The 22,733-nt window shown below is 55.3% G+C and carries 22 protein-coding genes; 15 read left to right on the top strand and 7 right to left on the bottom strand.

Annotated features, from left to right (window positions below):
- Window positions 1–97 precede the first annotated feature (97 nt).
- The gene (locus tag FEM03_RS20290; RefSeq protein ID WP_138088132.1) at window positions 98–1,834 is read left to right on the top strand and encodes a polyprenyl synthetase family protein; all 1,737 of its coding nucleotides are present in this window, start codon (window positions 98–100) and stop codon (window positions 1,832–1,834) included.
- An 84-nt stretch (window positions 1,835–1,918) separates the two neighbouring features.
- Window positions 1,919–2,725: a bifunctional hydroxymethylpyrimidine kinase/phosphomethylpyrimidine kinase gene (gene thiD, locus FEM03_RS20285; protein WP_166443028.1), complete on the top strand. Its 807-nt coding sequence runs from the start codon at window positions 1,919–1,921 to the stop codon at window positions 2,723–2,725.
- Here thiD and FEM03_RS20280 read toward each other — a convergent pair.
- From FEM03_RS20280 to FEM03_RS24555, 5 genes are all read right to left on the bottom strand, one after another.
- Complete coding sequence (locus FEM03_RS20280; RefSeq protein ID WP_138088130.1) at window positions 2,709–3,209, bottom strand: Riean_0653 family protein; 501 nt, start codon at window positions 3,207–3,209, stop codon at window positions 2,709–2,711. The genes thiD and FEM03_RS20280 overlap by 17 nt on opposite strands.
- A 57-nt stretch (window positions 3,210–3,266) precedes the next feature.
- Window positions 3,267–4,154 carry a fructosamine kinase family protein gene (locus tag FEM03_RS20275; RefSeq protein WP_138088129.1) on the bottom strand — a complete coding sequence of 296 codons (888 nt, stop codon included), beginning with the start codon at window positions 4,152–4,154 and terminating at the stop codon, window positions 3,267–3,269.
- Window positions 4,155–4,160: 6 nt separating this feature from the next.
- The gene (locus FEM03_RS20270; protein WP_138088128.1) at window positions 4,161–4,652 is read right to left on the bottom strand and encodes a low molecular weight protein-tyrosine-phosphatase; all 492 of its coding nucleotides are present in this window, start codon (window positions 4,650–4,652) and stop codon (window positions 4,161–4,163) included.
- Window positions 4,649–5,626 carry a MerR family transcriptional regulator gene (locus FEM03_RS20265; RefSeq protein ID WP_138088127.1) on the bottom strand — a complete coding sequence of 326 codons (978 nt, stop codon included), beginning with the start codon at window positions 5,624–5,626 and terminating at the stop codon, window positions 4,649–4,651. The genes FEM03_RS20270 and FEM03_RS20265 overlap by 4 nt, the downstream gene beginning before the upstream one ends.
- A 107-nt stretch (window positions 5,627–5,733) precedes the next feature.
- On the bottom strand, window positions 5,734–5,970 hold the full coding sequence (locus FEM03_RS24555; RefSeq protein ID WP_166443027.1) for a hypothetical protein: 237 nt from the start codon (window positions 5,968–5,970) through the stop codon (window positions 5,734–5,736).
- A 137-nt stretch (window positions 5,971–6,107) separates the two neighbouring features.
- On the opposite strand from FEM03_RS24555, the gene FEM03_RS20255 reads away from it, so the two are divergent.
- Window positions 6,108–7,130, top strand: a complete 1,023-nt coding sequence (locus FEM03_RS20255; RefSeq protein ID WP_206171088.1) for a tRNA dihydrouridine synthase — start codon at window positions 6,108–6,110, stop codon at window positions 7,128–7,130.
- On the opposite strand, the gene FEM03_RS20250 is transcribed toward FEM03_RS20255, so the two are convergent.
- Window positions 7,121–7,996, bottom strand: a complete 876-nt coding sequence (locus FEM03_RS20250; protein WP_138088125.1) for a hypothetical protein — start codon at window positions 7,994–7,996, stop codon at window positions 7,121–7,123. The genes FEM03_RS20255 and FEM03_RS20250 overlap by 10 nt on opposite strands.
- Window positions 7,997–8,199: 203 nt before the next feature.
- Here FEM03_RS20250 and rsmH point away from each other — a divergent pair, with 203 nt between their 5' ends.
- The 12 genes from rsmH (at window position 8,200) to FEM03_RS20190 (ending at window position 21,958) form a co-directional block, all read left to right on the top strand.
- Window positions 8,200–9,279 (top strand): 16S rRNA (cytosine(1402)-N(4))-methyltransferase RsmH, encoded by a 1,080-nt coding sequence (gene rsmH / locus FEM03_RS20245; protein WP_240772854.1) that lies wholly within the window; start codon window positions 8,200–8,202, stop codon window positions 9,277–9,279.
- The gene (locus FEM03_RS20240; RefSeq protein ID WP_138088124.1) at window positions 9,276–9,626 is read left to right on the top strand and encodes a hypothetical protein; all 351 of its coding nucleotides are present in this window, start codon (window positions 9,276–9,278) and stop codon (window positions 9,624–9,626) included. Before rsmH ends, FEM03_RS20240 begins: the two co-directional genes overlap by 4 nt.
- Before the next feature lie 9 nt (window positions 9,627–9,635).
- Window positions 9,636–11,573, top strand: coding sequence for a peptidoglycan D,D-transpeptidase FtsI family protein (locus FEM03_RS20235; protein WP_138088123.1), 1,938 nt, complete (start codon window positions 9,636–9,638; stop codon window positions 11,571–11,573).
- Window positions 11,570–13,099, top strand: coding sequence for a UDP-N-acetylmuramoyl-L-alanyl-D-glutamate--2,6-diaminopimelate ligase (locus tag FEM03_RS20230; RefSeq protein ID WP_138088122.1), 1,530 nt, complete (start codon window positions 11,570–11,572; stop codon window positions 13,097–13,099). The genes FEM03_RS20235 and FEM03_RS20230 overlap by 4 nt, the downstream gene beginning before the upstream one ends.
- Window positions 13,096–14,481 (top strand): UDP-N-acetylmuramoyl-tripeptide--D-alanyl-D-alanine ligase, encoded by a 1,386-nt coding sequence (locus tag FEM03_RS20225; protein ID WP_138088121.1) that lies wholly within the window; start codon window positions 13,096–13,098, stop codon window positions 14,479–14,481. Before FEM03_RS20230 ends, FEM03_RS20225 begins: the two co-directional genes overlap by 4 nt.
- The gene (mraY, locus tag FEM03_RS20220; protein WP_138088120.1) at window positions 14,478–15,728 is read left to right on the top strand and encodes a phospho-N-acetylmuramoyl-pentapeptide-transferase; all 1,251 of its coding nucleotides are present in this window, start codon (window positions 14,478–14,480) and stop codon (window positions 15,726–15,728) included. Before FEM03_RS20225 ends, mraY begins: the two co-directional genes overlap by 4 nt.
- 1 nt (window position 15,729) lies before the next feature.
- Window positions 15,730–17,103 (top strand): UDP-N-acetylmuramoyl-L-alanine--D-glutamate ligase, encoded by a 1,374-nt coding sequence (gene murD, locus FEM03_RS20215; protein WP_138088119.1) that lies wholly within the window; start codon window positions 15,730–15,732, stop codon window positions 17,101–17,103.
- Window positions 17,104–17,249: 146 nt separating this feature from the next.
- Window positions 17,250–17,984 carry a LysM peptidoglycan-binding domain-containing protein gene (locus FEM03_RS20210; RefSeq protein ID WP_166443026.1) on the top strand — a complete coding sequence of 245 codons (735 nt, stop codon included), beginning with the start codon at window positions 17,250–17,252 and terminating at the stop codon, window positions 17,982–17,984.
- Window positions 17,985–18,032: 48 nt separating this feature from the next.
- A complete protein-coding gene (locus tag FEM03_RS20205) occupies window positions 18,033–19,208 on the top strand; it encodes an FtsW/RodA/SpoVE family cell cycle protein (protein WP_138088117.1) in 1,176 nt (391 codons plus the stop codon).
- Window positions 19,195–20,322: an undecaprenyldiphospho-muramoylpentapeptide beta-N-acetylglucosaminyltransferase gene (gene murG / locus FEM03_RS20200; RefSeq protein ID WP_166443025.1), complete on the top strand. Its 1,128-nt coding sequence runs from the start codon at window positions 19,195–19,197 to the stop codon at window positions 20,320–20,322. The genes FEM03_RS20205 and murG overlap by 14 nt, the downstream gene beginning before the upstream one ends.
- Before the next feature lie 110 nt (window positions 20,323–20,432).
- On the top strand, window positions 20,433–21,146 hold the full coding sequence (locus FEM03_RS20195; protein ID WP_166443024.1) for a hypothetical protein: 714 nt from the start codon (window positions 20,433–20,435) through the stop codon (window positions 21,144–21,146).
- 41 nt (window positions 21,147–21,187) lie between these two features.
- Window positions 21,188–21,958 (top strand): hypothetical protein, encoded by a 771-nt coding sequence (locus tag FEM03_RS20190; protein ID WP_138088114.1) that lies wholly within the window; start codon window positions 21,188–21,190, stop codon window positions 21,956–21,958.
- Between the two features lie 67 nt (window positions 21,959–22,025).
- Here FEM03_RS20190 and FEM03_RS20185 read toward each other — a convergent pair whose 3' ends face one another.
- Window positions 22,026–22,472: a universal stress protein gene (locus tag FEM03_RS20185; RefSeq protein ID WP_138088113.1), complete on the bottom strand. Its 447-nt coding sequence runs from the start codon at window positions 22,470–22,472 to the stop codon at window positions 22,026–22,028.
- Window positions 22,473–22,733 lie beyond the last annotated feature (261 nt).

Raw genomic sequence — 22,733 nt, 5'->3', positions numbered from 1 at the left:
TATGCAGCTGTCGTGCATAAATAAATAACTGGAAGGGCGGTGCGTGTGCATGCGTTCTCTTAAGGTAATTTTCTGATCTGATCCCGCCTGTCTGCTTATGTCTACTATCGCCGTCCGCTCCGTCCAGCTTCCTCCACAGGTGCCCATCACGGTGCGTCGGTTCAGGCAACCGAAGAAGAACATTCCGCAGAGCAAGATTGAGCGTGATCACGTTCTGTCGGTGATTCGCGATTATTTGGAGGCAACTCCGTTGGTGCCGCCGATGCCGGCGGATGAACTGCGGGTGCATGCGGAGAAGATCATGGCGGACAACCAGTTTTTGCCGCAATACACGGACTACGTCGGGGTGCTGCTCAACAATGAGCTGTGGCGCGAATCGCTGGCGACGGTGCCGTTTGAGAAGCGGCTGTTGTTGATGCCGAAGTGTCTGCGGGTGGAGAGCAAGTGCCCGGCACCATTTGATGAGTTTGGATTGCTTTGCAAGCAGTGTGGTCTTTGCACCATTCAGGATTTTCAGAATGAGGCGGAACGGTTGGGGTATGCGGTGCTGGTGGCAGAGGGTTCGGCTCTGGTGATGAGTTTGATTCAGACTGGTAAGATTGAGGCGATTGTGGGGATTTCGTGTCTGCCGGTGTTGGAGCGCACGTTTCCTTATGTGGAAGCGGCGGCGATTCCGGCGGTGGCGGTGCCGCTTTTGCAGGACGACTGCATTGATACCACGGTGGATATCGACTGGGTGTGGGATTATATCCATTTGACCAGTGAAGACAAGACGCGTCGGTTGAATCTGAATGCTTTGCAGGAGGAGGTGAAGGGGTGGTTCACACGGGAGAGTCTTGAGCGGTTGATGGGGCCGACCACGGACAAGTCGGAAGGGATTGGACGTGACTGGCTGGCGCGGGCGGGGAATCGCTGGAGGCCGTTTTTGACGATTGCGGCTTATCAGGCTTTGCGCAGCGATCCAGAAGGGGAGATCAGCGATGATGTGAAACGTGCGGCGATTGCGGTGGAGTGTTTCCACAAGGCGTCGCTGGTGCACGATGACATCGAGGACAATGATCGCGAACGTTACGGTGAGGCGACGTTGCATGAGGAGTACAGCATGCCGGTGGCGCTGAATGTGGGCGATTTGTTGATCGGGGAAGGGTATCGGTTGCTGACCGATTCGAAGATTCGTCCGGATTACCGCATTGCGATGATGAAGATTGCGGCAGAGGGGCAGCGCGAGTTGTGCCGTGGTCAGGGCGCGGAGTTGTTGTGGAATGAGCATCCGGTGGCGTTGGACACGAAGCAGGTGTTGGAGATTTTTAGGAGCAAAACGGCACCGGCATTCGAGGTGGCGTTGAAGATCGGGGCGGCAATGAGTGGTCAGTTGGACGAGACCGAAGAGGCGCTGCACGAATACAGTGAAGCGCTGGGCATTGCGTATCAGATCCGGGATGATTTGGATGATTTGGGCGATGATGCGGATGCGAACAATCAGGCAACCATCCGGCCGAGTGTGGTGCTGTCATTGTTGCGTGAGCGTGGCACGGGCGAAGTGAAAGAGACGATGGAGAAGCTGTGGGCGGGTGAGCTGCCGCAGATTCCGGACAAGGCGCTCATTCGTGAATGGGCGCAGTCGAGTTCCGCGCATGAGAAGGCGATGATGCTGTTGGAGAGTTACAAGGAGCAGGCGGTGCGTTCGTTGCAGACCGTGGACAATGCGAATTTGAAAGGTTTGTTGCGGCGCGTGATCGGCAAGATTTTTAACGACTTGCAGATCAAAGGTTGGTGTCACGAATTTGAAGTGGGCAATGTGACGAATACCTCGAAAGAAGCGGTGGTTGCTTGAAATGAGAAAGTAGAAGGCTCGGCCCGAGCCTTGGGTTGATTTTTGAAAGGCTCGGGACGAGCCTTCTACTTTCTCTTTATGACAATGAATCGACTTTCTCCGCCGGTGGTATTGACGATGGCGGGTTCGGATTGCTCGGCCGGGGCGGGGATACAGGCGGACTTGAAGACGTTCACGACGCTGGGTTGCTTTGGGTTGACCGCGTTGACGAGTGTGGTGGCGGAGACCTCAACTTTGGTGGAGCGGGTGCAGTTGTTGGATGCAGCGATGGTCGAGGACCAAGTGCGGGTGTTGATGGAGGGTTTTCCATTGGCGGCGGCGAAGACCGGGATGCTTGGCGGTCGTTCGCAGATTGCGGCAGTGGTGAAGGTGTGGTCGACGCTGGGCCGGGGGATTCCGCTGGTGGTGGATCCGGTGATGGTGGCAACCAGTGGCGCGAGTCTACTGGAGGCGGATGCAGTTGATGAGATGACGGGCAAATTGTTTCCATTGGCGACCGTGCTGACACCCAATTTGGATGAAGCGGCAGCGCTGGTGGGTAGGCGCATCGAATCGCGCGATGAGATGGTGCTGGGGGCGGAGGTTTTGGTGGAGCGATATGGCTGTGCGGTGCTGATGAAGGGCGGGCACTTGCAGGGGAGTCAGGTCCCGGATTTGCTGTTGGAGAAAAAGCAGGGGCGACTGATTTGGTTTGAAGGAGAGCGGATTGAGGGGGTGAATACGCATGGCACCGGCTGCACTTATTCAGCGGCGATTGCGGCTGGACTGGGGCATGGCAAGTCGTTGGAAGAAGCGGTGAGGGAAGGGAAAGCTTTTGTGACGCAGGCCATTGCCGAGCATTTTCGCTGGGGGCAGGTGCAGGCGTTAAATCACACTATTCGCGATAGGTGAACTTGCCGTCGGTGATTTTGATGGTGTCGCTGGCGTTGCCACTCATTTCACCTTCGAAGGTGGCTTCGATGACGGTGGGATTGGCCGAGGCTTTGGTGATGGTGACTTTTACGTCGAATCCCATCACGCTTCCGTAGAGAAAATTATCAGGGCTGAGGTTGACCAACTGGATGACGCTGTTGTCTGAGTTGCCTTTGGCGATCCGATAAGTTCCCGGACCGGGCGTGTAGTAGAGGTTAAGATTAAACGCTTGTTCTTGTTTATCCTCAGGGCCTTTGCTTCCCGAGATGACGATGGCTTGGTTGTATCCGGCAGGATGGAAAGCGCCCCAAATCTTGTGGTCAGCAATCCACGGGGTGCCGTTGATGTTCATGCTGAGGTGGTTCTTCGACGTTGATGTCGATGATGTGTTTGAGGCGTCTTTTCCGCACGCGGTGAGGGCAAGAGTGACGAGCAAGGTGAGGAGAAGATGGCTGAGTTTCATGGGATTGGATGATCTGAGGTTACCATTGGTGTTGGTCAGATGCGGCAATCCAGTGACTCAGAGTTTTTGCACAAGCTGATCGATCATTTGCTGGGCTTGCGGGGCGTAGTGTCCGCCGAAGAGGTGGTAGTGGTTGAGAATGTGATAAAGATTGTAAAGTTCTCGGCGAGTTTGCCAACCGGAGTGACGTGGCCAGGCGTTGTCGTAGGCGATGTAGAAGGCGGGTGGGAAGCTTCCGAAAAGTTCGGTGAAGGCGAGGTCGGTCTCGCGATCGCCGTAGTAGCTGGCCGGATCAAAGATGACCGGGGTTCCATCAGCGGTGAAGCTGGCGTTGCCACTCCAAAGGTCTCCGTGAAGCAGCGAGGGAACGGGGCGATAGTCGCGGAAGAGGTGGGGGAGGTTATCGAGAAGGCGATCTCGATTTTTGAAGCGGACGCCTTGGTCTTGCGCGAGTTGGAATTGCCAGTTCAGGCGTTGTTCGCGCCAGAAGTCGATCCAGTTGGTGTTGGGTTGATTGGGCTGAAGGGTGGCACCGATGAAGTTGCTGGCGCGCCAGCCGTGGTGGTTGTCGGGTGCAAGTTGCCGGTGCAGGGCGGCGAGTTGGGTGCCCATCGCTGCGGCATCGGCGGGGTCGCGACTTGGAATTAGATCGAGATGTTCGAGGACAAGGTAGCTGTGAGAGTCTTTGACTCCAAAGCAGAGGGGGTTGGGGACTCGAAGGGTCTGGGTGGCAGCGAGGGCTTTGAGTGATTCGGCTTCGGTGGCGAAGAGATTGATCAGCGAAGCGCGATTGGTTTTGACGAAATATTGGTGCTGCCGTCCTCGGAGAATGTAGGATTGGTGGATGCAGCCGCCGCTGGCGGGTTGGGTGGTGAACGATTCGAAAGGCTGGGACGTTTCGTCACTGATTCTCTGGCATAGATGCTGGAGCAGCGCTGTGGCCATGAGAAATCAACGCAAGGGCTGATGGGCCTGGAGTCGGCGGGTGAGCTCGGTGCAACCGTCTTCCAGGAGATCGAGGACGAGTTCGAAGCCATCGGGTCCGCCGTAGTAGGGATCGGGAACTTCTTTTTGATCGTGCTCGGTGCAGTAGTCGCAGAATAGACGGATTTTTTCCTGATGGATTTGGGTAGGGTCGAGGGCGCGGACGTTGGCGAGGTTGTCGCGGTCCATGACGAGGATGAGGTCAAAGCTTTCCAAGTCGGCGGGCTGAATTTCGCGGGCGCGGCTTTCGAGGGTGATGCCGCGATGGCTGGCGGCGGCCCGCATGCGTTTGTCGGGCAGATTGCCAGCGTGGAAGCCGAAGGTGCCGGCGGAGTCGATGCGGACTTGATCGCTGAGGCTGGCTTTTTCGAGTTGATGGAGCATGACACCCTCAGCGGCGGGGGATCGGCAGATGTTGCCCATGCAGACGAAGAGGATGCTGGTGTTTGACTTGGTCATGCGAAGGTGGACTGGTCAGGAGCGGGTTGAGCGGGGGCGGTGGAGGGAATGCGCTCGAGGATTTTTTCGAGATCGTGAAGTCCTGTGACGAGATGGACGTCCGGGATGCGCAGGGCTCCGTGGTAACCGAAGGCGGCGCGACCGCCGATGAGCATGGTGGTTTCGGCGGGGAGGAGCTGGCGCAGTCGGGTGATTTCGATGGGGATCTGCGGATCGTCGCCGGGATAGACGGTGCTGAGGGCGACGGCGCGTGCCTTGCGCGTGGCGGCAGCGGCGGCGATTTCTTCGGCGGGGAGTGAAGGGCCGAGGTAGGTGGCGCGCCAGCCAAGGTCGCGGGCGGCGGCGGCGGCGAGAAGGGCGCCCACTTCGTGGATCTGGCCGGTGGGGGTGGCAATGACGATTTCGGGGGAGTTGCGGTTGTTGGGGTAACAGCGCACACTGAGGGCGAGGAAGTCGCGCACGACATTGGTGGCGAGGTGTTCGTGGACGACGCGGAGTTCGCCTTTGCGCCAGGCTTCGCCGACTTCGTGAACGAGAGGGGCGACGATCTGGATGAGAGTGGTGCGGGCACCGTAGCGGATGAGCGATTGCTCCAGAAGCTCGGTCATGGCGGCGGCTTCGAGTTCGACGACGGCCTCGAGGCAGCGGGCAAGGCACTGGGCGGGCGTGCTGTGGATTCGGGAATGTGGGTCTTCGGGGGCGCTTTGCGGAAGGTCTTTTTTGTGGAGGGCGTAGAGCTCTTCGTGATCGAGTTTGGAGATCTGGCTGATGCGATGGCCGCAGTCGGTGAGGGTTTTGAGGAGGCGCAGACGTTCGATTTCGTCGTCGGAGTAGAGGCGGCGGTTGGAGTCGGTGCGCTGGCAGCAAATGAGTCCGTAGCGGCGTTCCCATACCCGGATCGCATGCGAGGTGAGGCCGGTGCGATGGCAGACGACCTTGATGGGGTGGCGGAGTTCTTTGGAGTTGGGTGGCATGGGCGGTTTGCGGGGGACTGGCTCCGTGGGGACCTTGATGGATTAATTACGCGTAAGGATGGAAGTTGGGTTGGGGATGGCAACTGGCAAGGCCGGATTTTCTGCGATTAAAATACATCCACGTAATTTGCAGCTTTCGATTTTAAAGCATGAGCTGGTTGGAACTTAAAGGCACTTTGAATGAGGCTAAAGGTCGCATGAAACAGTTGATTGGCAGGGTTTTTGGGTATGACCTTGTTTTTGATGAAGGCGCACAGGATGAACTGTTGGGCCGTATGCAGAAGCGTCTTTGCCGATGCAGGCAGCAGAGGTGCCAGATGTTGGATCGGCACTGAATCGTCCACAGGCTTTCCTGTGGTTTTGATAGGCGTTCCCCGGGGTTGATTCCGGGGAACGTCTTTTTTTGTGGGGCGCGGGTTGCGGGAGGTGACGAGCTTTGCTTTGGTGAAGGCTGGTGAATGATCGCGAGGTTTTTGATTCGATGCTCGGTGCGGAAGCTCCGATGCTGGCGCTTGCGCCGATGCAGGATGTGACGGACTGGCCGTTCTGGAAGTTGATCCAGGGGTATGGCGGGGCGGATTTTTATGTGACGGAGTATTTTCGGGTGCATGCCGATTCGCGATTGGAGAAAGACATTTTGAGGTCGGTGGTGGAGAATCCAACGGGTCGGCCGGTGGTGGCGCAGATGATTGGCAATGACGTGCCTTCACTGGTGCGGACGGCGAAGGAATTGCAGCAATCGTCGGCGGTGGCGATCGATTTGAACTTGGGGTGTCCGGCGCCGATTGTTTACAAAAAATGTGCAGGGGGAGGGTTGTTGCGTGATCTGGCGTTGGTGGATCGAATCCTGGGGGCTTTGCGTGAGGCGGTGACGGTGAAACTGACGGTGAAGACTCGAATCGGGTTTGATGATCCGGCGGTGTTTGAAGATTTGTTGCCGATCTTGAATCGACATGAGATTGATTTACTGACGGTGCATGGTCGGACGGTGAAGGAGATGTATCGCAGTGAGGTGCATTACGATTTTATTGCGCGCGCGGTGGAGGTGATGTCGTGTCCGGTGATTGCGAATGGCAATGTTTATTCTGCGCAGAAGGCGTCGGAGGTGTTGGATTTGACGGGCGCGGCGGGGTTGATGATTGGTCGGGGGGCGATTCGCAATCCGTGGATGTTTAGGCAGATTCGCGAACATCTGGGCGGCGAGTCGGTGTATTTGCCGAGTGGCCGGGAGGTGTTGCGGTATGTCGAAGCGTTGTATGAAGCGGTGACTTCAGACGCGGTGGCGGAGTTGTATCGGGTGCAAAAGATGAAGAAGTATCTGAACTTCATCGGGTTGGGCATTGAGCCGACGGGATCGTTTTTGCATGCGATGCGCAGGGTGACTACGCGGGAGGCGATGATGGGGCTGTGTGCGCAGTTTCTGGATCATGATGAACCCATGGCGTTGGAGCCGTATGAGCCGGAATTGAAGGAGCAGGATGTGCTTGCGGGAAGTCACCGTTGAGCCGGTGTCTTTTGCATGAGGAGCCGGAATTTTGCGCGCAGGGAATCCACTTTGCCGACTCCCAGCCAGATCTCGTATTGGAAGGTGAAGTTCGGGGTGATGGGAAGCGTTGCGATGGGGGCAACGTAGGAGCATCCGGCTTGGGTGCCGGGAACGATCGGGGCGCGGTAACAGGTGGCTTGATCGCTTTTTGGCGAAAGGATGGCGATGGCATGGCCATGGGGATTGGTCCAAGCGACCCAGCGTTCGGGGAGGGCGATGTAGGTGTTGGCCTGACCCGGTTGGGTGCGGGTGAGAGGCGCGTCGGTTTTTTCGGCGTGAAGGAGGGTGTCGTATTCGGGTTGGACGAACAATGCGGGAAGTTCCTGATGATAAGGTTTGTGGGTGATTGCCGAGGTGGTGTCGATTTCGAATTGCACGTGGAGGAGATCGTCCTTCAGGGTGACTGTCTGGCTGAGGACGACGTCTTCGAGTTTTTTCCCGGTGGCCCAATGTCGCGGCTGGGTTTTGACTTGAAGCGAGTTGGGGGAGAGGGGTTCGAATTTGAGAATTTCGGAGGGCTGGTTGCGCCAGTCGCCGCCTTGCACGGGATTGTAGCGCCAGGGTTTGCCATTCCAGTCGGAGCCGTCGGGATCGCCGTAGTAGCTTTGCTGGAGGTAGCGGCCGCGGTCGTAGGTGTTCAAAAGGTTTTTGTCGGGTTCGGCGGTGGTCGAGATCCATCCGATGCAGGCACCGGCGTTGAGATCGACGCCGACTCTGAGGTGTTCGTTGGTGATGAAATGCCAGCGGGGGGAGGAGGGTTCGCCGAAGAGGAGAACGCTGGGAGTCAGCAAGATGGGGACGATGGCGAGGAGAAGGCGGCGCATGGCGATGAAAGAATACGCTGGTCGCGGGACTTTTTGGAGCCGAACTTCCGAAAGTGCGCTAGCTTGGCCCTCCAAAGACGTTCGTCGCCCGGCTCACCTTTGACAAAATTGGTATTTTCCGCGATTGCCAAATGTGGAAACTCCTGATAGTTAAGACTTGTTAATCGAGCGCGTGGGTTGCCGACGCGGTTTTGTTCTTTTTTATGTCGTCCATTGCCACAACTCCCATGGCTTTTGCCGGGCTGCTCCCAGTATTGGGTGGCGCGTGGGAGGAGGTTGCGCGGATGACTCGGGATGGGTTGCGGTCACGGGAGCGTTTTGCGTCGGTGGATTCAGGTTCTGATCCGCTGACTGAAGCGGGCAGGGATTATCATGTGCCGGTATTGCCGCGTGAGGTGATTGAGAAGCTTTCGCCGACGAAAGGCATGGTGTTTTTGGACGGGACACTGGGCGGCGGCGGGCATTCGGAGCTTATGCTCAAAAGTGGCGCACGGGTGATTGCGCTGGATCAGGATGCGGAGGCGCTGGCTTTTGCGCGGCAGCGGTTGAGTGGATTTGGCGAGGCTTTTACTGCGGTGCAGGCGAATTTTCGCGATTTTGCCCGAGTGCTGACGGAGGCGGGCGTTGACAAGGTGGATGGCATGTTGGTGGATTTGGGGGTGTCGTCGCATCAATTGGATGAAGCGGCCCGTGGGTTTTCGTTCATGCAGGATGGGCCGTTAGACATGCGCATGAACCCATTGGAAGGTCGGAGTGCGGCGGACTGGGTCAATGAAGAGGCTGAGGTGGAGTTGGCGCGGATTTTGTGGGAGTATGGGGAGATGCGTGATTCGCGGCGTGTGGCGCGTGCGTTGGTGAAACGTCGTGATGAGAAGCCTTTTGAGACGACGGGTGATTTGGCATCGTTTTTGTCTTCGGTCTTGCCAAGACATGGCAAGACGCATCCGGCGACCCTGTCTTTTCAGGCGCTGCGCATTGCAGTGAACGATGAGCTGGGGGCGTTGGAGCAGTTTCTGGCTGAGGCTCCGGATTGGCTGAAACCGGGCGGGAAACTGGCGGTGATCTCGTTTCATTCCCTTGAGGACCGGATCGTGAAGAGGGCGTTTCTCCGTTATGCGATGGAATGGCTGGATCGACCTGAATGGCCGGAGCCGCGTCGGAATCCCGAGTATTGTTTGAAAGTGTTGACCCGCAAGCCATTGGAGGCGGCGGAGGATGAGGTGAAGATCAATGCGAGGTCGCGCAGTGCGCGGCTTCGTGTGGCGGAAAGGATCGGCTCATGAAGTATTCTGAAATTCGCGCCTACAAATCTCCGGCACCGGCACCGGCGAGACATCCGCGTTCGGCGTTAGGAATTTTGATTTTGCTGCTGGTGGTGATGATCGGTGGAGTGGGGTTGACGCACATTTTGGTGCGGAACAAAACCCATGCAATTGGACGTCAGCAGACGGCTGTGGAACAGGAGATGAGGTCGCTGGAGGAAAAAATGCGTAGTCTGGACATGAAAATTGAGGAGTCACTGACACGCAAAAATTTGACGGATCGGTTGATCCAAAACCGCACGATGTTGAAGTCGATTTTGCCGGAAAATATTGTGCGTGTAGAAACCCATGATGGGGCTTCACCTTGACCAACGCGTATGAAGCCACCTGAAGACACCAGCACCGAAAAATGTGGCGACATGCGCAAACGCATGATCGTTTTGCTGGTGTTGTTGCTGGCCGGGTTTGTAACGATTGGCTGGCGGCTGCATCAGGTGCAGGTGGTGGAACACGAAAAATGGGCGGCGAGGTCGGAGGGCATGTTGAAGCTGAAGCGGGTGTTGCCTTCGATGCGTGGGGCGATTCGTGACAGTGGAGGCGAGTTGCTGGCGCATGACAAGCTGGTGCATGATTTGTGGGTAAGCACGTTGATGATGCGTGACTTTAACGATGTGCGGGCGCGACTGGCAAGGTTGCAGAAGAGGTCGGTGCGGGAGGTGAGCAAGAGCATGACCCGTGAACAAATCTTGGAAGAGTATCGGCGTCATGTCGCAGTCGTGCTGGCGAGCGGGATGTATGGGCATGAGGGCAATCTTGGGTCACGCATGGTGGAAATGGAAAAATTGCTTTCTGGCGAAAAGGCGACGGAGTTCGCTTTGTTGAAGGGATTGACGGAGGAGGATGCCAAAAAATGGCAATCGTTGTTGGAGGAGAATGGCATGGTGGCAGTTTCGTTGCGGCCAACGGTGAAGCGTTTTTATCCTTGTGCGGAGCGGCTGACGCATGTGCTTGGATATGTGAATTATAACAGCGCGACCCAGCAATCGGGCTCGGCGGTGAGCGGGATCGATGCGCAGGTGGGGCGTGAAGGGGTGGAGGCGGTGATGCACAAAACACTCAAGGGAGAAGATGGGTTTCAATGGATTGAGCGTGATCGCCGCGGTCGTGAAATCACGGCATTTCGTGGCGAGACCAAGCTTCCGAAGCATGGTCATGAAGTGTGGCTGACCATTGACATGCATCTTCAAGACATCGTGGAGGAAGTGTTGGAGGAGGCGGTGTTGCGGCATTCTCCAAAACGCATTGTGGCGGTGATTGCAGATCCCCATACCGGCGCGATTTTGGCGATGGCGAATCGTCCGCACTTTCAGCGTGACACGATGGAGGGCACGATGCTGAACCTTGCGGTGGGCGCGGAGTATGAGCCGGGATCGGTGTTCAAAATCGTTGGCTTTACTGGCGCGTTTGATCGCAAGCTGACTTACATGGAAGAGAGCTTGAACATTGATCCGAATTCACCGGCATTGAAGGCGGCGAAGTTGCGGGATCATGTGCATGGCGAGGTGACGACGGCAGAGGCGTTCGCTCAATCGAGCAATCGCGCGGCTTACTTGATGGCGCGCAAGTTGGGCGAGGAAAGCTTTTTGGATTACACGCAGCGGTTCGGCTTTGGGAAGAAGACGGGCATTGGTTTGACGGGGGAGGTGAGTGGGTTGGTGCAGAGTCGGCGAAATTGGGATTCACTGACCTTCTCGCGCATGGCGATTGGTCATGCGGTGACGGTGACGCCGTTGCAGATGGTGATGGCGGTAGGTGCGATTGCAAACGGTGGAACGTTGATGAAACCGCAGATGGTGCGTGAGGTGAGGGATGAAGACGGCAAAGTCGTTCAGCAACTACAACCGGAAGTGGTGAATAGGGTATGTTCGGAAAAGGCGGCAGCGGTGATGCGTCGGGCGATGGAAGAGGTGGTGAATTCGAAAAAGGGCACCGGCAAACGTGCAGCCGTGGAAGGTTTTGCCGTGGCAGGGAAGACGGGGACTTCGCAGCGTCGTCGGGATGACGGACGTCCAGGATATGAACCGGGACACTATTGCGTTTCGTTTGCCGGTTTTGCGCCAGCGGACAATCCACAGCTTTGTGCAATCATTGTCGTGGACGATCCCAAGGGGGATGCTGAAGACCTTGCCGGGGGCAGGCTTGCCGCACCGATTTTTTCGCAGTTGATGCAGCAAAGTTTGCATGCCATGGCGGTGGCCCATCGGGGTCCGCTTTCAGGGCGCAGTTTGGTAAAAGGAGATACAGATACACCATGAAGTTACGTGATTTGATAGCGGTGCTCGATAGACCGGTGGCCAGTGGCATACTGGATACCGAGATTACCTCGGTGATTTATGATTCCCGCAAGGCTGGTCCTGGCGCGGTATTCGTGGCGTTGCGTGGTGAGAAGGTGGACGGGCATGATTTTATTGAAAAGGCTTTGAAGGCGGGTGCTTCGGCGATTGTGGCAGAGACGGCACCTCCAGCAGAAGGTTCCACTCCATGGGTGCATGTGCGGGACTCGCGTTTTGCGATGGGGGAACTGGCTCGGGTGGTAAGTGGCGATCCGGCCAAACAATTGTTGGTGGGGGCAATTACCGGCACCAATGGCAAGACGACAACGGCTTTCCTGCTGCATCATTTGTTGAATCATGCCCATCTCCGCTGCGGTTTGCTCGGCACGGTGGTTTATGATGTGGGTGGGGAGTTGAAGACGCCAACGCACACCACGCCGGAAGCGCCTGAATTGCAGGGTTTGCTGAAGCAGATGGTCGACAATGGGTGTCGCGCGGTGGCGATGGAGGCGTCGTCGCATGCGTTGGAATTGCACCGGATGTCGGGGGTCAAAGTCGATGCGGCGGTGTTCACCAATCTCACCCAGGATCACCTCGATTTTCATGGGACGATGGAGGATTATTTCATTGCCAAGATGAAGCTTTTCGACATGGCCGCAGCGAATCCGAAGGGCAAGTTGATTGTGAATTCGGATGACGTCTGGGGACGCCGGCTGGTGGACAAGTTCAAGAATCATGAAGGGCTGGTGACTTATGGTTTGGGAGCTAACTCAACCTATCGGGCAGTTAACCCGCGCTATGAACTGACCGGCACGACTTTTGAATTGGAGTTCAAAGGCAGATCGCTCCTGGCTCGGATTCCTTTGATCGGGCAGTTCAATGTTTACAACTCACTGGCAGCGCTGGCGACCGCGCATGCTTTGGGTTGTAACTTCCGCGACTCGGTGAAGGCGATGCAACAGGCTCCGCAGGTGCCGGGTCGGATGGAACGGGTGACTCCGGACAATCATGGATTCCACGTTTTTGTGGATTATGCGCATACACCGGATGGCGTGTTGAATGCATTGGCATCGGCGAGAGGACTGAAACCGCAGCGGTTGATCACGGTGTTTGGTTGCGGTGGCAATCGGGATCGGATCAAGCGGCCATTGATGGCGCGGGCGGCGGAGGAGTATAGTGATGTCTGCATTCTGACGAGCGACAATCCACGCATGGAGGATCCGCAGTTGATCATGCAGGATGCGCAGAAGGGTTTTGCCAAGACGAGCCATGTGTTGATTGAGGATCGCGAAGAGGCGATTCATACTGCGATCAAGGGGGCGAAGGCCGGGGACATTGTGGTGATTGCCGGCAAGGGACATGAGCCTTATCAGGACATCATGGGCGTGAAACATCCGTTTGATGACCGCAAGATCGCCAAGCGCTTGGTGGAGCGCGAGATCAGGATCAAGGGCGAAAAACGTTTGGAGGCCCGGGAGCTTCGTGACCAGAGAGACGGACTGCGATGATGGAATTGAGTTTACAGCAGGTGGCAGATTTTTGCGGCGGGGGACTTCTGCAGGGGGAGGGTTCGTCGTTGTGTCGGAAGGTGTCGACGGACTCACGCAAGACGGGTCCGGGAGATTTGTTTGTGGCGTTGGCGGGTGAACGTTTTGATGCGCATGATTTTTTGTCGCAAGTGGCAGCTTCAGGAGTGGCGGCGATGCTGGTGAGTCGGGTGCCTGATGACCTTGGCGAAGGAGATTGGAAGGGCGGGCTGATCAAGGTGGCGGATACTTTGGTGGGATTGCAGTCGCTTGCCAAGGCTTACCGGCGCTTGTTGGATCCGTTGGTGATCGGAGTAACGGGCAGCAATGGCAAGACGAGCACCAAGGACCTGTTGTCCACGTTGCTTGGTTGCAAGTATCGGACAGCGGCGACCTTGGGCAATTTGAACAATCACATTGGCGTGCCGTTGACTTTGCTGGCGATGGAGCCGGGCACGGAAGCGGTGGTGGTGGAGATGGGGATGAACCATTTCGGGGAGATTGAAGTGCTGGCAAACATCGCGGCTCCTGATGTCGCGGTGATCACCAACATTGGCATTGCGCACATTGAATACATGGGCTCACGTGAGGGGATCGCGAAGGAAAAGGGGATGCTGGTCGAGGCGATTTCCCCAGGCGGCATGGTGATCTTGAATGCGAACGATGACATGACGCCTTCGTTGCGAGCGAGGAGCAAGGCGCAGGTATTGACGGCTGGAGTGGGGACCGGGGATGTGAAGGCGACATTATTGGGGACGGATGCCAAGGGTGCGCGATTCTTGTTGGATTTTGCAGGTCAGGAAACAGTGGAGGTGGCGCTGCCGGTGGTGGGGGCGCACATGGTGGGCAATGCAGCGCTGGCGGCGGCTTGCGCGTGGCATCAGGGGGTGAGTCCAACGCAGATTGCAGAAGCGCTGGGAAGCGTCAAGCTGAGCAAGGGTCGATTGCAGGTGAAGGTGGTGGAGGGGATTACTTTTCTGGATGATTCCTACAATGCGAATCCGGATTCCATGCGCGCGGGTCTGAAGACGCTGGCGGAGTTTTCTTCGTCTGGGCGTCGGGTGGCGGTATTGGGACGGATGGGTGAACTGGGGGTGCATGCGGAAAGTGCGCACATCGAGATCGGGGAGTTTGCGGCCGGATCGGGGATTGATTTGCTTTGCACGGTGGGTGGGGATGAAGCGGAGTCGATGGGCCTGGCGGCAGGGAAAGTGCGGGGAGATTTGGCGCGGGAGCATTTTGCGTCGCACGGGGAGTGTGCTGCCTATTTGCGGGGTTGGTTGAAAAGTGACGACGTTGTTTTGTTGAAAGGGAGTCGTGCTGCTGGCATGGAGCAGGTTCTAAGCATTTTTGAAACATCATGATTTACTGGTTGAGCGAACTACGACTTTTAATGGACGGCGACAGTTTTCTGTTCCGTCCGCTTCACGTGCTGCACTATCACACGCTGCGTGCTGGCGGGGCGTTTCTGACGGCGTTTTTGCTCTCCCTGTTGTTCGGCGACTGGGTGATCCGCAAGCTGATTTCCCTGAAAGTGGGACAGCCGGTTCGATCCAAGGAAGAGGTGCAGAAGCTGTTTGATCTGCATGGCAAGAAGGCGGGGACGCCGACGATGGGCGGCGTGTTGATCCTGGTGACCTTTTGTTTGTCGGTGTTGCTTTGGGTGGACTGGGCGAATGTGGCGGTGTGGATTGTTCTGGGCACCACCATTCTACTGGGGTTGCTGGGATTTCTTGATGATTACGAGAAGGTGGCGAAGAAGAATTCGAAGGGTGTGAGTGCGCGGATGAAGCTGGGATGGCAGTTTGTGGTGGCGATCATTGCGGGTAGCTTGTTTGCCTATGCGATTCCCGACGGCGCCATGGTCACGGGGAAAACCGAACAGGTGGATACTGTTGTGAAGACGACCCAAGGAGCTGAGGCTGTTCTTGGGGCGACGACGACCACGACGACGAAGGGAATGGTGACCCAGGACACGCGCACGCCGGTTTCCTACCGGAGCCTTTTCCTTCCGGCGTTTAAGGATCCGGTGATTGCCGACATGGGCCTGTTTGCGGTTGCGTTTTTTGCGCTGATCATCGTTGGGGCGTCAAATGCAGTAAATTTAACCGACGGACTAGATGGACTGGCGACCGGGTGTTCCATCAGCACGGGGCTGGCTTATGCAATGTTGTGTTATCTTGGCAGCAACATTCAATATGCGAAGTTTTTGATCATTCCGTATTTTCCTTATGCGGACGAGCTGACGATTGTGGCGATGGGGTTGGTGGGAGCGTGTTTTGGATTTTTGTGGTTCAACTGTCAGCCTGCAAAAATGTTCATGGGAGATACCGGTTCGCTGGCCATTGGCGGGGCGATTGCGACGCTGGCAATTGGCAGCAAACAGGAGCTCTTGCTTGTCGTGGTTGGCGGGGTGTTTGTGATGGAGGCTGGATCAGTGATCATGCAGGTGATCAGTTTTAAACTAACCGGCAAGCGCATTTTCCGGATGTCGCCGATTCACCATCACTTCGAGCTGGGCGGCTGGCCGGAGAGCCAGGTGGTGGTGCGTTTTTGGATGTTGTCGTTGATCATGGCCTTCATCGGCCTTGCCTCTTTAAAAATTCGTTGATGTGAAAAAACTGAGCGGACATCACTACGCCATTCTTGGCGCCGGCCGAAGCGGTCTTGGCGCGGCTCGACTGGCGCGTCGTCTCGGTGCGGAGGTGGTGGTGTTTGATGATGGTGATCCGGCGTCTTTGCAGAAGGCGGTGAAGAGTTTCGAGAGCGAAGGGATCAGCTTAAAAATTGGGTTGGACGAAGCGCGCCATGCATGTGGAGAGATTCGATTCTCGATGGTTGTGATCAGCCCCGGTCTCGATGCGGGGTGGCCTTTGCCGAAGATCTTCACCGATGGCGGTGTGCCTTTGATTGGTGAGATGGAATTTGCGTGGCGGGAGTTGCGACACATTCCGGTGGTCGCCATCACCGGCACCAATGGCAAGACCACGACGACCGAGTTGTTGGAACGGATCTTTGAAGGCTGTGGCAAACGCACCATTGCCTGCGGCAATTATGGACTTGCGTTGAGCGAGGTTGCGCTCAGTGAAGAGCCATATGATGTGCTGACGCTTGAGGTAAGTTCATTTCAGTTGGAGACGATCGTTGATTTCCATCCCCAAGTGGCGTTGTGGCTGAATTTCGCGGCGGATCACTTGGATCGTTATCCGGATGAGGACACTTACTTTGTCGCGAAACGACATATCTTTGACAACATGACGGCGGACGATGTGGCCATTGTGCGCAAGGGCGAACGGCTGGGCGATTTGGTGCCGAAGGTGGTGACTTTCAGCACGGATGAAGGTGCGGATTCAGATTTCCAATTAAAGGGAACGGACGTTTGGCTGAATGGAGAGGTCATCGCCAGCGTCAATGATTTCCCATTGAAAGAACGGCATAACATTGAGAATCAAATGTCGGCCCTGGCGGCGGGCTTGAGCATGGGGCTTGAAGTGCCGGCGATGCTGGATGCCTTGAATGGATATGCGGCAGCGAGGCACCGGTGTGAGTTGGTGCGCATCGTGAATGGCCGACGTTACATCAATGATTCGAAGGCCACCAACTTGCATGCGTTGGAGACTTGTCTGCGGTCTCAGGATGAGCCAGTGGTGTTGATCATTGGCGGCAAGGAAAAAGGACTCGATTATTCGCCGCTCGCCGGCTTGCTGCACGCCAAGGTGGCGGGGCTGGTGTTAATCGGTGAAATTGCGGACAAGCTGTTCGATCAGTTCTCTTCCTTGGTGCCTTGTCGCAAGGCGGTTTCGGTTCCTGAATCGGTTCAAGTGGCCACGGAGATGGCGGCGCTTGATCAAGACATTGTTTTTTCGCCAGGCACCTCCTCGTTCGACATGTTCAGCAGCTATGTTGAACGCGGCAACGTTTTTTGCGACGCAGTGATGAGACTGACTGAATCTCCAATCCCAACCCCACCCAAAACAAAACCATGAAAAGCGAAATTCCACGACCAGATACCCCAGCGGCAGCGCCCCGCACGGGGCCAGTGCGGCGTCATCGTGTGTCCGCCATTGAAGGTGAGCCGGACAATGTCGACATCCAGGATGGCAGCGGCAATCTCAGTCGCATCTTTACCTTTTTGCTGTTGCTGCACGTGTTCCTGATTGGCGCCGTGGTGCTGTATAACATCATTGCGGAAAAGCCGGGGAGCAATGTCGCGACGCAAGATCAGCCTGTTATTCCGTCGGTTGAATCGATAGCGGTGGATGCCTCGGTAACACCGCGTTCAGAAATCCCCGCTGGTCAGACGGATGCAAATGCAGTCGTGGAAACGGTCGAATACATCGTAACGCCTGGACAGAATCTGCAGAGCATCGCCGAAGCCACTGGAGCAACCACGGAGCAGATCTCCGCGTTGAACAACCTGAATGAAAACGGAGCCTTGTATGTGGGCAGAAAATTGCTGGTGCCGCGCCTGGGAGGCGGAACCGTCAGTGCGGCAGCGCCTGCGGTGATGATGGCTCCCAAGGCTGAGGAGAATTCAGCTTCGAAGTTGGTCGAGCCTGCCCCTGCGCCGGTTGCTGCGAAAGCTCTGGACAAACCTGCCGAACCAAGGCTGGAAGTGGCAAAAGCCAAACCGGTTCCTGCGGCGGTTCCGGTCAAGGCTGCGCCGAAACTGGATGCACCTGCAAAACCAGCGGTGGCAAAACCTGTGGCGAGTTCAAGTCGTTCTCATCAAGTTCAGAACGGGGAAACCTTTTACGGGATCGCTCGCAAACATGATGTGAATGTGAATGAGTTGATGAAGCTCAATGGGTTCACCGATCCTGGGAAATTGCGCAAAGGAACCGTGTTGAAGTTGCCGGCAAAATAAGTTCCTGGTTCTTTGGATGGAACCGGGACTTGTGATCATGATCACCTCATGAACCGAGCGAGTGTCTACCTTCTCATTTCCAGCGTTTGTCTGCTGGTCTTGCTGGGCATTGTCATGCTGGCGAGCACCAGCTTCTTTGTTCAAGAAAAGGGTGGGGCAGCCTACACCATGTTGTGGCAACAGGGAATGTGGGTGGTGGTGTCGCTTTTTGCCGCCGTTTTTTTTGCTTGGCTGCCTTATGGCTTTTTGTTTCGATTCCGCTGGTGGATTTTCGGGGTCACCTTGATCACCCTGGTGTTGTGTTTTGTTCCTTACGTTGGGGTTGAGGTGAATGGTGCATCGCGTTGGATCGGGCTTAGCTCGCTGGGTTTGCCGATGTTGCAGTTTCAACCATCGGAGATGGCGAAGCTCGCCTGTGTCATTGTGCTGGCAGGATGGTTTGCGCGGCACGCTCCCCTGACTCGGGAGTTTCTTCCAGGATTTCTGATTCCGGGGGTGGTGGTGGTGGTGCCTTTGCTGCTGGTAGGCATGGAGGTTGATCTTGGTTCAGCGGTGTTGATCGGCGCATTGGGCGGGGGAATGATGTTCGTGGCGGGCACCCGTTGGATCTATCTGGTGCCAGTGGGAGCGACATTGCTGGCGGGATTGTATGGGGTCGTCAAATTGATGCCCAACCGGGTGGAAAGGATCATGGCCTTCATGGACCTTGAGAAATTTAAGGATGGGCTTGGTCTTCAGCAGTGGCGGGCGATGATTGCTTTTGGAAGCGGGGGTGTAGATGGGGTTGGATTGGGCAACGGTCGTCAGAAGATGATGGGATTGCCCGAGGCCCATACTGACTTTATTTTTCCAATGGTCGGTGAGGAGTTGGGTTTCGGAGGTGCCATTTTCGTGGTGTTGCTGTTTGTCACCATCCTGGTCGCAGGTTTCAACATTGCGCAGCGGGCGCAGGATCGGTTTGGGAAACTGCTGGCCTTCGGAATCACGCTCATCATGGCGCTGGAGGCACTGATGAACATGGGGGTGACCACGGCACTGCTGCCCAACAAGGGATTGCCTTTGCCTTTTGTGAGCAAGGGGGGGTCGAGTTTGTTGTTTGCAATGATCGGAATCGGGATTTTGGTGAACATCCATCGACATGGAATGCCCGGTCGGAAGAATGACTTGCCGCTCACCAGGCGCCGTCGTATGTCAACTGCTTCTCACAGCCATGGCTCGCTCTAATCAATTTCGTCTTCATGTTTTGATCGCCTGTGGCGGCACGGGTGGACATCTTTATCCCGGCATCGCGGTGGGTGAGGTATTGCGAGCGCGGCGACATACGGTGACCTTGTTGATTAGTGAAAAGAAGATCGACGCCCTCGCAGCGAGTGCGCATCCGGAATTGCGTTTTGAGAAGCTTCCGTATTTGGCCATGCCGAGTCCGCTGTCGCCCAAAATGCCAAAGTTTTTGATGGGCGTCTGGAAAGGTCTTCGCCAGTGCAAAGCGATGATTAAGAAGGAAAATATTCGCGTTGTGCTCGGGATGGGAGGCTTCACATCGTTTGCTCCAATCCTTGCCGGTCGCCAGTGCAAGGTGAAGACTCTGATCCACGATTCCAACGCGATTCCAGGCAAGGCGAACCGGTTGACCTCACGATACTGTGACGAAATCCTGCTGGGATTTGGCGAGGCGGCGGCTTACTTCCCCAAACATCTGGCGACTCAAGTGACGGGCACTCCGGTGCGCAGTGCTCTCCGGCAGGCGGCGAACGATAACAAAGAAGATCCTTATGCATTTTTCGGATTGAATCCGAACCTGAAAACGCTCTTGATCATTGGTGGGAGCCAGGGAGCTCGGGGTGTCAACAACGCGGTGACCCATTCATTGGATCAGCTCGATGCATTGGGGGTGCAATTGTTACACATCACGGGTCCAGGGGATTATCAGGAAGTTTGTGATGCTTATCAAACCAAAGAGATCAAGTTGCGTTCACATATCGCTGCGTTTTGTCATCGGATGGAGCTGGCTTATCGAGTGGCCGACATGGCCGTGGCGCGTTCAGGCGCTTCGACTTTGGCTGAATTGGCCTATTTTGGTGTTCCTAGTTTGCTGGTGCCTTACCCAACCGCAGCAGACGATCATCAAACCAAAAACGCCGCCATCTTTGACAAAGCGGGGGCGGGCATATTGGTTTCGGAACTTGAACTGTCTCCGGAAAAATTAGCAGCAGTTGTTGGAGAAATTCTCAACGATTCGGCAAAGAGCCAGAGGATGAGTCAGGCTGCACAACAAATCTCCTGTGCCAACGCGGCTGAACGAATTGCCGATGCCATTGAGCAACTGGTGGACAAGTGAAGATTAGTGGTTGGCGTCAAAAAAAGTTGAATTCGACAATCCCGATTTCTTTTGATTCTGGCGTCGGAGAGCGAACGTTCAGGATTTCCGAGTGAGTCGATGATTTTTTGATGAACTTTAGCTGGACAAAAGGGATAAAGCTTTTGTATGGGAACGTTGTGAAGAAGCTGTTATTTCTCGTATTGCTAGCCTTACCCATCGTTTGGTGTATTCGCGAACCCGAAACAGCCAAAAACATCACGGCCCGTGCCCTCAGGTTTGTCGAGGCCAGAGCTGGAGATTTTGCAAATCGACTCAGTCCGCCAGAAGGAGGTGGAGCAGGTGTTTCCGAGGAAGGCAGGGGAGTCATCGACAAAGCTACCTTTGCACTTCCCCCTAATGAATTTTTATTGCGTGAGAGCACTGCTGCCAAGCCTCAACCCCTGCCGGGTATGATTAAAAAGGGCGCCCGGGTAAGAGCGATTGGTGAGGGTAATGGACGGAAATTAATTACAGATGGAACTCGTGAAGCAATGGTTGACGATAGCTTGTTGACACGTGATCCCACTGAGATCGAAGCTTTGATGTCCGAAGGAAAGGTGATTCAGGAAGCTCAGTCATTGCGAAGGAAGACCGAACTTGAGGCAAGTTTGGGTCAGATCGAGACTAAGCTAACATCGGTCCAGAATGAACTTAAGGCTGTTAGGGAGCGCGACGCGATTGCTCGAGAAGAGGGCAAGAAATCCTCGCAATTTGGAACACAAGAAGCATTTTTGCTGACGGAAATTCGGCGTCAGGAAGGTTTTCGAGAGGCAATATTGAAAGAGCTCCAAGCATTGAGGTAAATCAGCGATCTTCACCTCGAATCTCATCTCAACCTCAAAACATGAAAAAGATCATCATCATTCTTCTCATTGCAGGCGCAATAGTTTGGTCCATGGATAACAAGGAACAGGTCGATGAGTATTCTCGCAAAACAAAAAGGTGGTTAGATCAAACGATTTTGGGAGAGAAAGCGTCCATCAACGATGCTGACCCTGAAACAGACATCCCCGATTCCAATGACAAGCCTGGACTGACATCATCGGACAAGCCCCCTGGATCTGTGCCCTCATTCGCCTCGGGAAATAGGCTTGAAGATACTAGCCTTCCTGATGGAATTTATTTCACAAAGGAACGGATTTCTCTCGTAACCGAGACAGGAATCAAGGCTATTGCCAAGGGGGTTCGAGTGGAGAAGATCGGAGAATCGGAAGGCAACTTCTTGATTTCAGACGGCAAAGTTCAGATATCATCAGCCCCACATTTGTTGACGAGAAATTCCTCTGAAATTGCCAAACTTCTAGAGCAAACGGTGAAGGCTGGAACCTCGAAGCCAAAACCTGGAGGTAATCCGAGCGCAACAAATTCAGCCGCTCCCAAGCCGAAGACACCTCATCCTGAATTGAGTGCAACCAAGGATAAGTTAAGGGTAATTGAAGATCGAATCTATCAATTAGAGTATGAGCTTCATGATCTTCGTTCTCAGCAAACCTTGGCGAAAATGAGAGGACGTGTGTCAAGTAAACACGTTGACATCGAAAAAGTTCAAAATCAACTCAATCTAGTTCTGGCCGAACGCGCGAGAGTGGCGCGTCGGTTGGCAGAAATTGATTGAACTGATTTTCGGGCCTGTATTGGAATCCAATAGCTCCCAAAAGAATCACATGTAGAGGGAGAAGTGGCTACTGGGTATCCACATCATGAGGCACCACCAATACGGGGCAGTGTGTGCGCTTTAGAATGTCCGCAGTAATGCTCCCGACAAATAGATTATACAGCGGGCCATGTTTATGCGAGCCGACGATGATGAGTTCGGCACCAAGTTTCTCACACTCATCTAGGACGGAGTCGATGGTGGCCCCCTGCAATTGGCGGGTAGTCGCTTTGACGCCGAATTTTGCCAGTGATTCCTGCATTTCCGTCAGGCGTTCGGTGTCGACAGCGATGAGATCTTCGCTCGGGGCAGACATGATGGTGGGGGCGATTCCGAAACCGACCACTACGGGTTCCTGAGGAACCACATGGAGAAGGATGACTTGGCTGTCGAAGGCCAGGGCGAGATCGTGGGCGTGCTTGAGCACTTTGAATGCGACATCGCTGAAGTCGACTAGGGTGACTATGGTTTTCATGGCTCTTGACTCTGAATCGTGTCGATCACTTGAAACGGATGCGGCGATTTTTGGTAGACTCCTTTCCGGAGGATTGGCTAAACATGTGCTCAACCGTCATGGCTGAAAATAGGATGTGCGCTGCATGCATCGCGAAACTTTTTTGCAGGATCCGGCAGTGGTGGTGATGGTGGCGGCTGTCTGTTCTGAAAGTGAGGCAATCAAGGGACCATTTCCCATTACCCATGTTTCATTGATTTTGTTACAAGGTCGGAAAATAAA

The sequence above is a fragment of the Phragmitibacter flavus genome, from assembly GCF_005780165.1.
GTDB classification, from domain to species: Bacteria; Verrucomicrobiota; Verrucomicrobiia; order Verrucomicrobiales; family Verrucomicrobiaceae; genus Phragmitibacter; species Phragmitibacter flavus.
Note: the sequence above shows the minus strand (reverse complement) of the source record. Positions and strands in the feature narration are given on the sequence as shown.

Coding starts and splice junctions, on each gene's coding strand:
- FEM03_RS20290 (WP_138088132.1), top strand. CDS start 98: ATGTCTACTATCGCCGTCCGCTCCGTCCAGCTTCCTCCACAGGTGCCC.
- thiD (WP_166443028.1), top strand. CDS start 1,919: ATGAATCGACTTTCTCCGCCGGTGGTATTGACGATGGCGGGTTCGGAT.
- FEM03_RS20280 (WP_138088130.1), bottom strand. CDS start 3,209: ATGAAACTCAGCCATCTTCTCCTCACCTTGCTCGTCACTCTTGCCCTC.
- FEM03_RS20275 (WP_138088129.1), bottom strand. CDS start 4,154: ATGGCCACAGCGCTGCTCCAGCATCTATGCCAGAGAATCAGTGACGAA.
- FEM03_RS20270 (WP_138088128.1), bottom strand. CDS start 4,652: ATGACCAAGTCAAACACCAGCATCCTCTTCGTCTGCATGGGCAACATC.
- FEM03_RS20265 (WP_138088127.1), bottom strand. CDS start 5,626: ATGCCACCCAACTCCAAAGAACTCCGCCACCCCATCAAGGTCGTCTGC.
- FEM03_RS20255 (WP_206171088.1), top strand. CDS start 6,108: ATGCTCGGTGCGGAAGCTCCGATGCTGGCGCTTGCGCCGATGCAGGAT.
- FEM03_RS20250 (WP_138088125.1), bottom strand. CDS start 7,996: ATGCGCCGCCTTCTCCTCGCCATCGTCCCCATCTTGCTGACTCCCAGC.
- rsmH (WP_240772854.1), top strand. CDS start 8,200: ATGTCGTCCATTGCCACAACTCCCATGGCTTTTGCCGGGCTGCTCCCA.
- FEM03_RS20240 (WP_138088124.1), top strand. CDS start 9,276: ATGAAGTATTCTGAAATTCGCGCCTACAAATCTCCGGCACCGGCACCG.
- FEM03_RS20235 (WP_138088123.1), top strand. CDS start 9,636: ATGAAGCCACCTGAAGACACCAGCACCGAAAAATGTGGCGACATGCGC.
- FEM03_RS20230 (WP_138088122.1), top strand. CDS start 11,570: ATGAAGTTACGTGATTTGATAGCGGTGCTCGATAGACCGGTGGCCAGT.
- FEM03_RS20225 (WP_138088121.1), top strand. CDS start 13,096: ATGATGGAATTGAGTTTACAGCAGGTGGCAGATTTTTGCGGCGGGGGA.
- mraY (WP_138088120.1), top strand. CDS start 14,478: ATGATTTACTGGTTGAGCGAACTACGACTTTTAATGGACGGCGACAGT.
- FEM03_RS20205 (WP_138088117.1), top strand. CDS start 18,033: ATGAACCGAGCGAGTGTCTACCTTCTCATTTCCAGCGTTTGTCTGCTG.
- murG (WP_166443025.1), top strand. CDS start 19,195: ATGGCTCGCTCTAATCAATTTCGTCTTCATGTTTTGATCGCCTGTGGC.
- FEM03_RS20195 (WP_166443024.1), top strand. CDS start 20,433: ATGAACTTTAGCTGGACAAAAGGGATAAAGCTTTTGTATGGGAACGTT.
- FEM03_RS20190 (WP_138088114.1), top strand. CDS start 21,188: ATGAAAAAGATCATCATCATTCTTCTCATTGCAGGCGCAATAGTTTGG.
- FEM03_RS20185 (WP_138088113.1), bottom strand. CDS start 22,472: ATGAAAACCATAGTCACCCTAGTCGACTTCAGCGATGTCGCATTCAAA.